We start from the raw sequence: 14,318 nt of genomic DNA on the forward strand, positions 1-14,318 counted from the left end.
CATCGATTCGCCCACCCCACACCCCAACCCCCCGAGGCCCGCATGAAGATTGATCATCTCGCCCTGTTGAACGAGGAACGCGCGGCGCGGCGGGCGGCGGTGCTGGTGACGCGGCTGGGGGATGGGGCGCAAAGGCTGGTGCGCGAGGCCGAAATCGATGCCGATCCGGCGGCGGAAATCCTGCGCGCCCATCTGCGCAAGGGAAAATCCGGCATCGTCGCGATTGACGGGGCGGAGCATTTCCTCACCGTGCAGGTGCCGCCGGTGCGCATCGTCATCATCGGCGCGGTGCATATCAGCCAGGCCTTCGCGCCGATGGCGAAGCTCGCCGGGTTCGATTGCACGATCATCGATCCGCGCACCGCTTTCGCCTCGCCGGAGCGCTTCCCCGATGTGACGTTGCTGGATGAATGGCCCGATGATGCCCTGCCGCGTATCGGGCTCGACGCCTATACCGCCTTCGTCGCGCTCACCCATGATCCCAAGATCGATGATCCAGCGCTCAATGCGGCGCTGACGGCGCAGTGCTTCTATATCGGGGCTCTCGGCTCGAAGAAGACTCATGCCAGGCGCGTCGACCGGCTGCGCGAGGGCGGGTTCGAGGAGGCGGCGATCGGGCGGATTCACGCGCCCATCGGGCTCGATATCGGTGCCGTCAGTCCGGCGGAAATCGCCGTGTCGATTCTCGGCGAGATCATCGCAACGCTGCGCAGCGACCGGCGGAGAAGCTGATGAAATTCGGGCCGCTGCCACCACGCGAGGCGATCGGCGCCATGGCGGCGCATTCGCTGCGCCTGCCCGGAATCACGATCAAGAAGGGCGCGAGCATCACTGCGGAGGATGCCGACAAGCTCGATGCCGCAGGCGTTGCGCAGGTCACGGCGGTGCGGCTCGAACCGGGAGACGTGGCTGAAGACGAGGCGGCGGCGCGGCTCGCGCAAGCGACGGCGGGGGAGGGGGTGCGCATCGATCCGCCCTTTACCGGGCGGGCCAACCTGTTCGCCAAACATGCGGGCGTCCTGGAGGTCGATCGCGCGGCCATCGACCGCATCAACATGATCGACGAGGCCATCACCTTCGCCACGCTCGAACAGTTCAAGCCGGTCGTTGCCGGCGAGATGATCGCGACGGTGAAGATCATCACCTATGCGATCAGCGAAGGGCGGCTCGCCCAGGCCGAGGCCGTGGCGCGGGGGGTGACAGGAGCGGTGCGGATCGCGCCCTATATGCTGTCACGCATCGGCGTGATCTCGACCCTGACCAACGCGCTGAAGCCCACCATCGTTGATAAAACCCTGAAAATCCTTGACAAACGCATCGCCCCCGCCGGCGCGACCGTGGTCAGCGAGGCACGCGCCCTGCACGAGACCGGGGCGCTGGCGCGCGAGCTGGAGCAGATCGCGCATGGCGATGCGGAACTGATCATCGTCTTCGGCGCCTCCGCCGTGTCCGATCGCCGCGACGTGATCCCGGCGGCGATCACGGCAGTGGGCGGGCGGATCGATCATTTCGGCATGCCGGTCGATCCGGGCAATCTGCTGCTCGTCGGCCATATCGGCGACAAGCCGGTGATCGGTGCGCCGGGATGTGCGCGCAGTCCCAAGGAAAATGGTTTCGACTGGATCCTCCACCGCATGCTGGCCGGCCTGCCGGTGACGCGCACTGATATCATGGGGCTCGGCGTCGGCGGCCTTCTGATGGAAATCGTCTCGCGTCCGCAGCCGCGCTCCGGTGAGGAGAGCGCCGAGGATGACGAGGCGTGAGCACCATTGCGGCGATCATCCTCGCGGCGGGGCTCGGTTCGCGCTTTGGTGGCGGCGCCAAGCCGCTGGCGCGGTTTCGCGATGCGCCGATGCTCGCCCATGTGCTCGCTGCGGCGCAGGGTTCGCGCGCGCATCCGATCATCGTGGTGACGGGGCACGACCATGACGCGATCGCTCCCGCATGCGCGGATCACCCGGTGAGGCTCGTCCATAATCCCGATTATCGCAGCGGGCTGGCCGGATCACTGAAAGCGGGGATGCGGGCCTTGCCGGCGGATTCTGCCGGTGCGCTCGTCCTGCTCGCGGATATGCCACTGGTGCGGGCCGCGACGCTCGATGCTTTGATCGCAGCCGCGCAATCCGAGCCGGATCATGCCGCATTCGTTCCGGTTTACGAGGGAGGGCGCGGGAATCCGGTGCTGCTGATGCGAAAACTGTTGCCACAGATCGAAAAGCTGGAAGGCGATCGCGGTGCCGGGCCACTCCTGCGCGGGCGCGCCGATATCCGGGAGATCGCCGTGGACGATCCCGGCATCCATCTCGATGCGGATACCCCGGATGCACTGGCGAAACTCGCGCGTGAGTAGATCGACCGCGCCGCTTCCGGCCTGATCAATCCTTGCCGAGATGGGGGTTGCGCGCATGATAGGCGTCGCGCTCCGCCACGGCTTCGCGGTAGATTTCGAATGTGGCAGTCAGTGCCGCGACGATGGCGCCGAAGGCCCGACGGATGACGGTGAGGGCGGCGTTGCTGCGGCCGCGCGGTGCAGTGGCGATGGCCATGATGGTTGTCCTGACGTGCATGTAGTGAATAACGTTACGTCAGGGATATAGTTGCTGCGCATGCGAAGGAGAATATCGCGCTGCACAATGAAGCCATGCATTCAGTGCATGGCAATGGTCGCAATCTTGGAAACGTATGATCCTTCTGGAAGTGGTGTGCCTTCGCCGGGCATCATCTAGCGCTCCAGAAAGCCCGTAAGACAACCAAATCCGCCGGCGGATCTCACGAATTCGCGTGCGTCCACTGCGACGCAGGTGATGCCGAGCGAAGCGCAACTTTCGTGCCGCTCAGCCATGTGGCGTCCATCGAAAGGGCGTTGCAGCGGCGGTGCTGTCGCCTGCGCAACGCCCCGGTTTGGTCAGCCCATCGTTGCCTCAGACGCGGCGATGCAGACGATTATCGACATAAAGCAGTATGCTCGATATCGTGACGGCGGCAACGGCGAGGATCAGCGTCACCGCCATCATGGTCGAGACGTCGTGCAGGCCGATGGCGCGCATCACCAGAAAGCCCATGCCGCGATGCGACGAGAACAGCTCACCGATGACGACACCCAGCAGCGTCAGCGAGAAGCCGACCCGCAGGCCGGAGACGATTTCCGGCATCGTCGCCGGCAGGAGAATCCGCGTGGCCGTCTGCATCACGGTGAGCTTCATCACGCGCGCCGATCGCAGGAAGACGCGGTTGATGTTCTTCACCGCGTTCATGGTGAAGATGGTGATCGGGATCACGCCGTGAATGGCGCCGAAAGCGATCTTCGCCTCGATGCCGAGGCCGAAGACCAGCAGGATCAGGGGGTAGAGCGTGATCTTGGGCAGCGAATACAAGGCCACCAGAATTGGCTCCGCCACCGCGCCGGAGAGCTTGTGCGCTCCCAGCCATGTGCCCACACCGATGCCGATCAGGAGCGCGATGATCAGCGCATAGACGAGCGCCTTCGCTGTCTCCGCAACATGCGGCCAGAAGCTCGCCGAGCCGAGCAGCTCGCCCGCCCGGATTGCCGTGGCGAGTGGCGAAGAGATCGCCACGTCCCCTGCGAGCATATGCAGGACCTGCCAGACCACCACGATGGCGACGATCACCAGCGCCACATCGCCGAAATAGCGCAGCCGCTCGGCGCGCTGGTGATCCTTGCGTGAATAGGCCGTTTGCGTTCCTGCCATGATCACCGCCCCTGACGCCGCAGCAGCCGCTGCTCGTAAGCGTGCAGCGACATGTTGATGATGGTGACGAGCACCAGGATGAAGAGCATCAGCGCGTACATCGCTTCGTTGTCGAAATTGTCATAGGCGAAGGAGATCGCGTAGCCGAGTCCGCCAGGTGCGAGAATGAATTCCGCCGCGATCACGCCGATGAAGGAATAGGCCACCGCGAGCTTCACACCGGTGAAGAGATTGGGAATGGCATAGGGCAGCTCGATCAGCAGCGCCGTCTTCGCTCGGCCCATATGATGCATGCGCGCCACCTTGCGGTAGACCCGCGGGATCTTGTCCAGCCCGTTGAGCGTGTTGATGATCATCGCGACGACCGCGAAGAGGAAGCCGATCATGATCATCGGGAAGTTGTTCATCCCGAAGATGAAGACCAGCAGCGGATAGAAAACGAAGAAGGGCACCGCGTAATAGGTCGTCAGGAACGGGTCGAGCGCGCGGCGCAGACGGGGCAGGGCGTGCACGCCGGCGCCGACGGCAAAGCCGACCGAGATGGCGAGGATGCAGGCCACCGCGACATTGCCCAGCGTCTGGCGCATCCCGCGCGCGATTTCGCCGGATGCAATGAGTGCCCACAGCGCGATGGCCATCTCACTCGGCGGGATCATGGTGAAGGGAGAGATGACTTCCGTGCGGCAGAGGATTTCGAGCAGGCCGAAGAAGGCCACGATCACACCGAGGCGGATCAGCGTCAGCCGGTTCATGCCGCGCCCTCCTCATGCCCCATGGCGCGTTGCGATTCCGAACGCAGCATCTGCCACAGGCGTCCGGTAATGTGCCCGAATGTCTCGCCTTCCAGCATGCGCGAATCGCGGTCGCGCGACCAGCCGGTCTCGACGGTTTCGAGGAAGTGCCCCGGCCGGGCCGACATGGCGCCGATCCGGTCGGAGAGCATGGCGGCCTCGTCGAGGGCGTGGGTGATGAGCAGCACCGTTGCGCCGGTCTCGCGCCAGAGCTTGAGCAACTCGTCGCCCATCAGCAGACGTGTCTGGGCATCGAGTGCGCCGAAAGGCTCATCGAGCAGGATCAGGCGCGGCTGGAGCACCAGCGTGCGCGCGATGCACACACGCTGGCGCATGCCACCGGACAATTGTGCCGGATAGGCCTTTGCGAAGGCCTTGAGTCCCACGAAGCCCAGCGCGTAGTCGACACGCCGGCGGATCTCCGCCGCATCGACACCCGCACGCCGCAGGCCGAAGGCGGCATTGTCCTCCACCGTCAGCCAGGGGAACGAGGCATCCTCCTGGAACACGGCGCCGATGCCGTCGGGCACGTTGCCATCGACCCGTTTGCCTTCGAACCAGACATTGCCCTCGGTCGGCGCAGCCAGCCCGGCCAGCACGTCCATGCAGGTGGATTTGCCGCAGCCGGACGGGCCAACGATGGAGAAGAACTCGCCCTTGCGCAGGTCGAGATCGATCGGGCCCAGAGCGTGGACCGGCGGGTTGCCGGCCACGGCGGGATAGACCCGCGTCACGCCCTCGAGACGCGCATGCACTTCATGAGACACTGGAACGCTCCCGCTTCACTCGCTGCGCAGATCTTCCGGCAGGAAGCTCTCATCGACCACGGCACTCCAGTCGACATCACCCTCGACGACGTCGATCAGGCGCAGACCATCCATCTTGCGGTCCATGTCCTCGTAGATGAATCCGCCCTCGGACCAGTAGTCGATCTCGAGCATGGCATCGATCGCGGTACGCATGATCGCTTCATCGCGGTCATAGACCTCCGCGAAGATGCGGGCGGCTTCTTCCGGGTTGTCCTTGATGAACTGAACACCCTTGCGACGGGCCTCGATGATGGCGCGCAGATCGTCACCGCGCTCTTCGGCGAAGGCGCTCGTGGTGATGCCGACGGTCTGCGCGACGCGCGGGAGCACGTCCTGCAGGTAGAGCACGGCCTTGTAATTGTCGCGCTGGCTGGCCCAGATCGGCTCCAGGATCGGTACCGCGTCCACGGCGCCCTGCTGCAGCAGCGTCAGGCCGTCACCGATACCGCCGGCGGCGATCAGTTCCATGTCATCCGCAGACAGGCCGGCCGCATCGAGCGACATGCGCAGCGTCATGTCGGTGACGGATTGCGGGCGGGTATAGGCGATGCGCTTGCCGACGAAATCCTCGATGGAATCGATCTCGTCGTTATCGGGCGTCGTGATCCAGAGAATATCTGCCACTGTCGCAGCGCCGGTATTCACGATGACGATGTCGCGCCCGGTCAGATGCGCCGAAACGGCTGCCGCGAGGCTGGTCTCGCCGTAGAGCAGGCCGCCGGTGAGCACGTTGCGCACCGTGGTGCCGCCACCCGACGAGGTGAGGATGTCGCCGAGTTCGAAGCCGGCTTCCTCGAAATAACCCTGGTCGCGGGCGATTGCATAGGGCGCGCCATACATCAGCACGCCCCAATGGGTGACGGTGATGTCGTTCTGCGCCTGGGCCGTCGTGGCGGCGCCACCGAAGGCCATCGCCGCGCCGAGCGCAAGCCCGGCCAGCCAGTTGCGAGAAGTCTTTGCGGTGTTTTCCAGTATCATGGTGTCCTCCCTGGACAGTTGGGTCGCTTTTCTCTTGCCGGAAACTGCGACTGTGATGGGGAACGGCAGGCCGGAAGGCTGCATGCTCCATTACGTATAGTCAACGCCACGCTTGCGCATATGGATCAGGATTGCACGTCGTTTTTCGAAAGCCTCCTTTCGTCATTCACCTGCCGCCACCGCGCTGGCCGCGCGCCCGCTCAGGATCCAGAATGCAATCCCGGCTGCGGCGGCTACGAGTGAGAGCAGGCCCGAGACCGGCAACAGATCAGGCGGCAGCAGCAGCACGATCCCCGCCAGGGCGACACCGAGCCGCATCGGCGTGGCCAGCAGGCCGCCGGCGAAGCCGACGATCGCGGCGGTGACCAGTGTGACGCCACCCGCCGCAGTGACAAAGGCGACAGCGTTTTCGACGGGCGTGCCGGCGAGAATCAGGCTGGGCGACGCGGCGAACAGGAAGGGCACCACATAGGCCGGCCAGGCGATGCGCACGGCCTCGAAACCGGTGCGCATCGGCGGTGCTCCGGCCATGCTGGCCGCAACGAAGGCGGCAATCGCCACGGGCGGGGTGAGCATCGAGAGCATGCCGAAATACAGCACGAACAGATGCGCCGACATCGGTATCAGGCCGAGCTGGACCAGCGGCGGCGCGGCGAGCGTCGCGAGCAGCAGGTAGACGCCGACCGTCGGCAGCCCCATCCCCAGGACGATGCAGATGAGCGCCGTCATCAACAGCAGCAGGAACAGGCTCGTCTGCCCGATCTGCACGAGGAAGAAGGTCATGCCGAAGCTCAGGCCCGAGAGCGAGAACAACCCGATGATGATTCCGGCCACGGCGCAGATGATGACGATCTCGACAGAGGCCTGCCCGGTGCGCGCGAGTGCGTCGGCGAGATCGCGAAAGCCGATGCGCCCGCCCTCGTAGGTGCGCACCAGCGCGATCAGGAAGAGTACGCCGACCGCATAGAGCGCGGCGGTTTCCGGGCGCATGGCGTAGGCAAAGAGGCCGACGAGCAGGACAACGAAGGGAAGGAGCAGGAACCAGCCGCGCATGATCGTGGTCAGCACCGCCGGGATGCGGCTTTCTTCCACCGGCATGATGCCGCGCCGCCCGGCTTCGAGATCGGCGAAGATGAAAAGGCTGAAGAAATAGAGCAGAGAGGGCACGATCGCGGCGATGATCACGTCGGTGAAGGGCACACCCAGATTCTCCGCCAGCAGAAAGGCGGCGGCCCCCATGATCGGCGGCATGAGCTGCCCGCCGGTCGAGGCCGAGGCCTCGATTGCGGCGGCGGTATGCGGGCGATAGCCGCTCTCCTTCATGAGCGGAATGGTAATGCCGCCGGTCGAGGCGACATTGGACACGGCGCTTCCCGAGATCGTCCCGAACAAGGCCGAGCCGACGATAGCGATCTTGCCCGCACCGCCGCGATAGCGCCCCATCAGCGAGGCCGAGAGATCGGAGAAGAAAGCGGAGCCTCCCGTCGCGAGCAGCAGTCGCGCCAACAGGATGAAGGGGATCACCACCGCGACGGCAATATAGAGCGCGGCGCCGGCCATGGCGGCGCTGTCGAGAATGGTGAAGCTGATCAGCCGCTGCAGCGAGATACCGCGTCCTTCCAGCGGGCCGGGAAACTGATCGGCAAAGAGCGCGTATCCGCCGATCATGGCAAGGATGACGATCAGGCTCCAGCCGATCGCGCGGCGCAGGCCTTCGAGCAGCAAGGCGAGGCCGATACTCGCCACGATGATCGCCTCTGTCTGGCGGAAGAAAACGTTCTGGGAGAGATCGGGAAATACCCAGGTCAGATAGACGCCATAGACAAGCGCTATCGCGGCGAGGGCGTAATCGTAGAGCGGGATGGGGGCCGTGTCGGTGCTGCGGCTGCTCGCGCGTCGCGTCAGGAAGCAGACCGCGAGCCCCATCGTCAGCACCGCAACGAGGATCTGCTCGGCATAGACGCGCACCCCGATGCGGATCGGCCCGCCCAGCGACCAGAAGATCGCTGCAAGCGTGATCGCGATGCACAGGGCGGGGACGATCCGGCGCCGGGTGAAGCGGTCGCGCGGGCTAAGATCGGTCAGGGCCGCATCCATGCGGGAGGCTCCTCGTCAGGCAGGATGGCGTGCATGTGCTCTGCGGATCGCCCGGGCGGCGCCATGGCGCGCATCGGGCGATCCGTGTGGCGGCAGCGTGTGCCGCAGCCGATCAGCGATTCCAGGCGCCGGCTTCCTCGTAGAAGCGGATCGCGCCCGGATGGAAGGGCACATCGACGTCGCGGCTCATGCCCTCGGCGGTGAAGCCGGTCCAGACCGGACCCGTAGCGAGCAGATTTTCCTCGTTCTCGTAGAGCGACTTCGTTACCTCATAGACGAGATCGTCCGGGACGCTCTCGGGCGCAAACAGCGTGTAATCATAGACCTTGATGTTGGTCGGCTCATCGATGCCGGGTATGCCCGCATCCGCGTCGACCTGGCCGAAATACATCTGCGGCAGCCATTCCTGCATGGCTTCGAGGCGCTCCTCGTCATCGGTGAAGCTGATGAAGCGCACGCCGTCGAGCGTCTGGTCGAGTTCGATATTGGTCGCCGAACCGACGACGACGATGGTCACGTCCGTTGAACCCTCGCGGAACGAGTCCCACATGCGCGGAAAATTCGGCACCGGCACCTCGACCACGTCGTCATAGTCGAGCCCGCCATTCGCGAGATAAGCCAGTGTCACGTGATAACCCAGCGTGCCCTCCTCGAAACCGGGTACACGCATGCCGGCGAGATCCTCGATACTTTCCACCTCACTGTCGGCGGGAACGATGAAGCCGGCGCGGAAGGGCATCAGCGAGGCGACGTTGCGCAACTCGCTCATCGGCGTCCCTGCGGACATTCCCAGCCCGTGATGGGCATACCAGAGCTGGACGACGTTGGAGATGCCGAAATCGATCTCGCCGATATTCACCAGCGGCATGTAATCCGCCGTATTGGCCATTTCCTGCGGACGCATCTGCAGGGGTGAGTATTCGGAGACCGCCGCCGCGATCGAGCGACCGATCTGGCTGGTGCCGCCGGTGGCGGTGGAGCCGAGCGTCACGACCTGTGCCTGGGCCGGCGCCGTGGAAAGGCCGGGCAGCGCCATAAGTGCCGCGACGGCCAGGGCCGAAAATGTCTTCCTCATGATGTGTTCCCCTGTTGGCTTCGCATGCATGGTGCGGCCATGATCGTGTACCGTACCACATGCCCGGTTGCGGCGGGATCACGCCGGTCCGGGGATGGTTCTAAAATATGTCCGGACAAACTCATCTGTCTACAAGAATATTGCCGAAATGCGTGTTTTGCGCATGAATTGTATCCAGATACGGGCGTCCTGCGCATTTTTCGATGTGCCGACGTGAGGAAAAACCAAGCAATCCGTCTTGCCAGATCGCATGGATCGGTTATTAATTGGACACAAGATTGTCCGGACAAATTGAGGAAACGTCATGACGGCGATACGCGATCCCCGCCTTTCCGGCCCGCTCACCGACCTGCGGGTGATCGAGATGGGGCAATTGCTCGCCGGCCCGTTCTGCGGTCAGCTGATGGCCGATTTCGGCGCCGAGGTGATCAAGGTCGAGCAGCCCGGTTCCGGCGATCCGATGCGCCAGTGGGGCCGCGAGAAACCGCATGGCAAGTCGCTCTGGTGGCCGGTCATAGCGCGCAACAAGAAATCCGTCGAGATCAATGCGCGCGAAGCGGAAGGCCAGGCGATGATCCGCGAACTCGTGCGTGATGCCGATATCCTGCTGGAGAATTTCCGCCCCGGCACGATGGAGAAATGGGGGCTCGGCTACGAGGAACTCGCGAAGATCAACCCGCGCCTGATCATGATTCGCGTCTCCGGCTACGGCCAGAGCGGGCCCTATTCGCGCAATGCCGGCTACGGCGCCATCGGTGAGGCCATGGGTGGGCTGCGCTACGTGGTGGGTGACCCCTCGACGCCGCCGAGCCGCATGGGCATCTCGATCGGCGACACGCTGGCGGCGACCTTCGCCTGCCTTGGCGGCATGATGGCGCTGCACAACATGCATCGGACCGGGCGCGGGCAGGTGGTCGACAGCGCCATCTATGAGGCCGTGCTCAACGTGATGGAATCGCTGATCACCGAGTACGACAAGGCCGATTTCATCCGCGAGCGCACCGGCGCGATCCTGCCGAACGTGGCTCCGTCCAATGTCTATCCGACGAAGGACGAGAAATTCGTCCTGATCGCAGCCAATCAGGATACGGTGTTCTCGCGCCTTGCCAGAGTGATGGGACGCGAGGAACTCGCATCGGATGAACGCTATGCCACCCATTCCGCGCGCGGCAAGCATCAGGCCGAGCTCGATGATCTGATTGCGGAATGGACGCGCACCATGACCGCTGCGGAACTCGGGCCGCTCCTTGATGAAGCGGGCGTCCCGCGCGGCGATATCTACCGCGCGCCGGAAATGTTGGAAGACGCGCATTTCAAGGCGCGCGAAGCGATCGTGAAGGTCGCCCATCCCGTCTTCGGTGATCTCGCCATGCAGAATGTCGCGCCGCGCCTCTCGGACACGCCGGGCCGCGTCGTCAGCCCCGGTCCCGAGCTCGGTGAGCATAATGCGCAGGTGTTCAAGGGCCTTTTGAATCTCGATGATGCGCGGATCGCCGAACTGGCCGAGCGCGGTATCGTCGGGCGTGGAGGGCAGTGATGGCAGGCGCCGAGGCAGCAACCCGGCTTCGCGATGCGCTCGTCGATGCGCCGCGCGCCGTATCCGGATATGGTGCCGGCGCTTTCGTCGCCCATCGGGGTGAGCCGCTGCCGGTTGACGATCCGGCCACGGGGAAGGTGATCGCGATCCTGCACGAATCCGACGCGGCGGAGGTCGATGCCGCCGTGCGCGCCGCGCGTCACGCCTTCGATCACGGGCCCTGGCCGAAGAGCAGCATCACCACGCGCCAGCAGGTGCTGATGGCGATCCATGATGCGATCATGGCCCATGCCGACGAGCTGGCGGCGCTGGAGAGCATCAATACCGGCGTCCCGCTCGCCCAGACGCGCGGCATGCACATCCCGCGCGCGGCCTATAATTTCAAATTCTTCGCCGAGTATATCAACCACAGCGCCGGCGAGCTGTATCAGCAGGAGGAGGGCTTCCTCACTCTGGTCTCGCGCGAGCCGATGGGCGTCTGCGCCCTGATCGGGCCGTGGAACGTGCCGCTGGGGCTGACCTCGATGAAGCTCGCCGCAGCGCTCGCTTTCGGCAATACCTGCGTGGTTAAGCCGAGCGAGATGACGCCACTGACGGTGGCGCGGTTATTCGATCTGATGCGCGATTGCGGCCTGCCGGAGGGCGTGGTCAACCTCGTCAACGGGCGCGGCCATGTGACTGGGGCGGCTCTGTCGGGGCATCCGGAAATAGACATGGTCTCTTTCACCGGCGGCACCGAGACCGGGCGTGCAATCATGGGGGCGCTGGCAAAGGGCATCAAGGGCGCCGCCATGGAGCTCGGCGGCAAGAGCGCGAATATCGTTTTCGACGATGCCGATTTCGACCGCGCCCTCGACGGCGCGCTGCTCGGGGTCTTTGCCAATAACGGCCAGATGTGCCTGGCCGGCAGCCGCATCTTCGTGCAGCGCCCGATCGCCGAGCGCTTCATGGAGGCGTTTGTCGCGCGCATGCGCAACCTGCGCATCGGCGATCCTCTGATCCCGGGAACCGAACTCGGCCCGATGATCAACGCCGCGCAAAAGCAGCGCATGCGCGATTATGTCGGCATCGGCGAGAGTGAGGGCGCGCGGCTGCTCGCCGGCGGCAAGGCGGTTCCAGGCATGGAGGCAGGACACTACGTGCAGCCGGTGGCGATGCTCGCGCAGGATAACGGCGCGCGGCTGTGCCAGGAGGAGATTTTTGGCCCCTTCGCCACCTTCCAGATCTTCGAGACCGAGGAGGAAGTGGTGCGGCTGGCCAATGAGAGCCGTTTCGGCCTTGCCGGCTATGTCTGGACCGAGGGGCTCGGGCGTGCGCACCGGGTCGCGCAGGCCATGCGCACGGGGACCATCTGGGTGAACACGCCGATGGTGCGTGATCTGCGCTCGGCCTTCGGCGGCTACAAGGAATCGGGCGTCGGTCGCGAGGGCGGACGCGGCTGCGAGGCGATGTATACCGAGATCAAGACGGTGATGATCCCGGTGGCAGAGCGCCCGATCCACAAACTGGGAGGCAGCGATGGCTGAAGCGACCGGCGCCCCGCGCCATCTCTCCGCCTATTCCTGGCGCGCGCGCCTCGGCGTGATCGTACCGCCGACCAATACGGTCAACGAGGCGGAATGGGCGCGGCTGATGCCGGAGGGCACGAGCTTCCACACCATGCGCATGTCGCTGCATGCGGATACGAGCTCGCGTGAGGGACAGCGCGCGCTGCATGATGATCTCGACAAGGCCATGGCCGAGCTCGTCAAGGCGGATGTCGATGTCATCGCCTATGCCTGCACCGCCGGTTCGATGACGCATCCGCCGCAGAGCCTGCCCGAACGGATGCAGGCCGCGAGCGGGCGCACCGGCCTCACCACCGCTGCGGCGATCGTCACCGCGCTCGATGCCCTCGCAGCAAAGAGGCTCGCCGTCGCAACGCCTTATCATGAAAAGCTCGACGCGCATGAGCGCCATTTCCTGGAAGGCTGCGGGTTCGAGGTGCTGGCGATTGCGGGGCTCGGCATCGGCGCCGGCGGGCCCCATGAATATGTCCGCATCGCGCAGACGCCGCTCGACGCGGTCGTCGCGCATGCGCGGGGCGTGATCCAGGCAGCGCGGGAATCCGGGCGCCCCGATGCGTTGCTGATCTCCTGCACCGATTTTCCGACCCTGCCAATGATCCGCAAGCTCGAAGCCGAATTCGGCATCCCGGTGATCTCCTCCAACACCGCCACGCTCTGGCATGCCCTGCGGCTCGCCGGTATCCGCGACGACATATCCGCAGCGGGGCGCCTGTTCGAACGCATGGGGGCCGCCGGCTGATGAGCGAACGCTATCCGTCACTGCGAGACCGCGTCGTGATCGTCACAGGTGGCGGGCGCGGACTTGGGCGCGAAATGGCGCTTGCGCTCGCGGAGGAGGGCGCTCGAGTCGCGATTACCGGCGCGCGGGCGGGCGAGGAACTCGACGCCACGGCGCGCGAGGCGGAATCTCTGTCGGGGCGGATACTCCCGCTGCTCTGCGACGTCACGGATCCGGATGCCTGCACGGCGCTGGTCGCGCGGGTCGAGGCGGAGCTGGGGCCGGTCGCGGTGCTGATCAACAATGCCGGACGCGGCATGCGGCTCGTCAGCGAGACCTATAACCGCGAGCCGACGCGGTTCTGGGAGACGGATTCGCAGGCCTGGGCGGCAATCATCGCGGCCAATCTCAACGGCATGTTCCATATGAGCCGGGCGGTGGTGCCAGGCATGCTGGCGCGCGGTTGCGGCAAGATCATCAACATCTCGACCAGCGACCAGACCATGGTCCGGCGCGGCTATGCGCCCTACGGCCCGTCCAAAGCGGCGCTGGAGGCCGCCTCGCGCATCTTCGCGCAGGATCTCGCCGGCACCGGTGTTGATGTCAACGTGCTCCTGCCGGGCGGTGCGGCGGATACGGCGCTGCTGCCCGACGGACCTGGCAAGAAGGGCGCCGACGGCAACCTGCTTTCACCCGCCATCATGCGCGCCCCGGCTTTGTGGCTAAGCGCCGATGATTCCAGCGGCCATACCGGAGAGCGCTATATCGCCCGGCTGTGGGACGACACGCTTCCCGCCGATGAGGCGGCGCAGCTGGCGCGCAGTCCGGCGGTCGAGAAGCCGGCGATCATGTGATGGGGGAGGTGCCTGAATTTGCGAGGGCTGATGCAGCGCAATCTCCCCTCTCCCTTCGAGGAGAGGGGAACGCTCGCATCGCCCAAGCGGGTCGTCCTCGACCTGGGGCGGGCACTCATGTGTCATGCAAGGTATCGGGCTGGACGCAAAATTTTGTCCGGACATATAATCAACGACAACG

The 14,318-nt window shown here is 65.0% G+C and carries 14 protein-coding genes; 7 read left to right on the top strand and 7 right to left on the bottom strand.

The features are described 5' to 3' along the window. Positions 1-42 precede the first annotated feature (42 nt). The 3 genes from GA0071312_RS12080 to GA0071312_RS20345 are packed head-to-tail and all read left to right on the top strand — an operon-like array spanning position 43 to position 2,350. On the top strand, positions 43-732 hold the full coding sequence (locus GA0071312_RS12080; protein WP_074445180.1) for an XdhC family protein: 690 nt from the start codon (positions 43-45) through the stop codon (positions 730-732). After that, positions 732-1,763 (top strand): molybdopterin-binding protein, encoded by a 1,032-nt coding sequence (locus GA0071312_RS20340; protein ID WP_074445181.1) that lies wholly within the window; start codon positions 732-734, stop codon positions 1,761-1,763. The genes GA0071312_RS12080 and GA0071312_RS20340 overlap by 1 nt, the downstream gene beginning before the upstream one ends. Then, positions 1,760-2,350, top strand: coding sequence for a nucleotidyltransferase family protein (locus GA0071312_RS20345; protein ID WP_074445182.1), 591 nt, complete (start codon positions 1,760-1,762; stop codon positions 2,348-2,350). Before GA0071312_RS20340 ends, GA0071312_RS20345 begins: the two co-directional genes overlap by 4 nt. A 25-nt stretch (positions 2,351-2,375) precedes the next feature. Here GA0071312_RS20345 and GA0071312_RS20085 read toward each other — a convergent pair whose 3' ends face one another. The 7 genes from GA0071312_RS20085 to GA0071312_RS12120 form a co-directional block, all read right to left on the bottom strand. Then, entirely contained in the window at positions 2,376-2,546 is a 171-nt protein-coding gene (locus GA0071312_RS20085) for a hypothetical protein (RefSeq protein WP_165604026.1), read from the bottom strand. 375 nt (positions 2,547-2,921) lie between these two features. Further along, the gene (locus GA0071312_RS12095) at positions 2,922-3,710 is read right to left on the bottom strand and encodes an ABC transporter permease (protein ID WP_074445183.1); all 789 of its coding nucleotides are present in this window, start codon (positions 3,708-3,710) and stop codon (positions 2,922-2,924) included. A 2-nt stretch (positions 3,711-3,712) separates the two neighbouring features. Next, positions 3,713-4,462, bottom strand: coding sequence for an ABC transporter permease (locus tag GA0071312_RS12100; protein ID WP_074445184.1), 750 nt, complete (start codon positions 4,460-4,462; stop codon positions 3,713-3,715). After that, positions 4,459-5,268: an ABC transporter ATP-binding protein gene (locus GA0071312_RS12105; protein ID WP_074445185.1), complete on the bottom strand. Its 810-nt coding sequence runs from the start codon at positions 5,266-5,268 to the stop codon at positions 4,459-4,461. Before GA0071312_RS12105 ends, GA0071312_RS12100 begins: the two co-directional genes overlap by 4 nt. 15 nt (positions 5,269-5,283) lie before the next feature. Then, positions 5,284-6,288 carry an ABC transporter substrate-binding protein gene (locus GA0071312_RS12110; RefSeq protein ID WP_083204543.1) on the bottom strand — a complete coding sequence of 335 codons (1,005 nt, stop codon included), beginning with the start codon at positions 6,286-6,288 and terminating at the stop codon, positions 5,284-5,286. Positions 6,289-6,450: 162 nt separating this feature from the next. Next, positions 6,451-8,385 carry a TRAP transporter permease gene (locus GA0071312_RS12115; protein WP_074445186.1) on the bottom strand — a complete coding sequence of 645 codons (1,935 nt, stop codon included), beginning with the start codon at positions 8,383-8,385 and terminating at the stop codon, positions 6,451-6,453. Between the two features lie 112 nt (positions 8,386-8,497). Continuing rightward, a complete protein-coding gene (locus GA0071312_RS12120; RefSeq protein ID WP_074445187.1) occupies positions 8,498-9,460 on the bottom strand; it encodes a TAXI family TRAP transporter solute-binding subunit in 963 nt (320 codons plus the stop codon). 304 nt (positions 9,461-9,764) lie between these two features. Here GA0071312_RS12120 and GA0071312_RS12125 point away from each other — a divergent pair, with 304 nt between their 5' ends. From GA0071312_RS12125 to GA0071312_RS12140, 4 genes are read left to right on the top strand one after another with little or no spacing between them, the layout of a single operon-like run. Next, on the top strand, positions 9,765-10,997 hold the full coding sequence (locus GA0071312_RS12125) for a CaiB/BaiF CoA transferase family protein (protein ID WP_074445188.1): 1,233 nt from the start codon (positions 9,765-9,767) through the stop codon (positions 10,995-10,997). Then, complete coding sequence (locus GA0071312_RS12130) at positions 10,997-12,523, top strand: aldehyde dehydrogenase (protein WP_074445189.1); 1,527 nt, start codon at positions 10,997-10,999, stop codon at positions 12,521-12,523. The genes GA0071312_RS12125 and GA0071312_RS12130 overlap by 1 nt, the downstream gene beginning before the upstream one ends. Next, entirely contained in the window at positions 12,516-13,304 is a 789-nt protein-coding gene (locus GA0071312_RS12135) for a maleate cis-trans isomerase family protein (protein WP_074445190.1), read from the top strand. The genes GA0071312_RS12130 and GA0071312_RS12135 overlap by 8 nt, the downstream gene beginning before the upstream one ends. Beyond that, entirely contained in the window at positions 13,304-14,137 is an 834-nt protein-coding gene (locus GA0071312_RS12140) for an SDR family NAD(P)-dependent oxidoreductase (protein ID WP_074445191.1), read from the top strand. Before GA0071312_RS12135 ends, GA0071312_RS12140 begins: the two co-directional genes overlap by 1 nt. Positions 14,138-14,318 lie beyond the last annotated feature (181 nt).

The sequence above is a fragment of the Saliniramus fredricksonii genome (assembly GCF_900094735.1).
Classification (GTDB): Bacteria; Pseudomonadota; Alphaproteobacteria; order Rhizobiales; family Beijerinckiaceae; genus Saliniramus; species Saliniramus fredricksonii.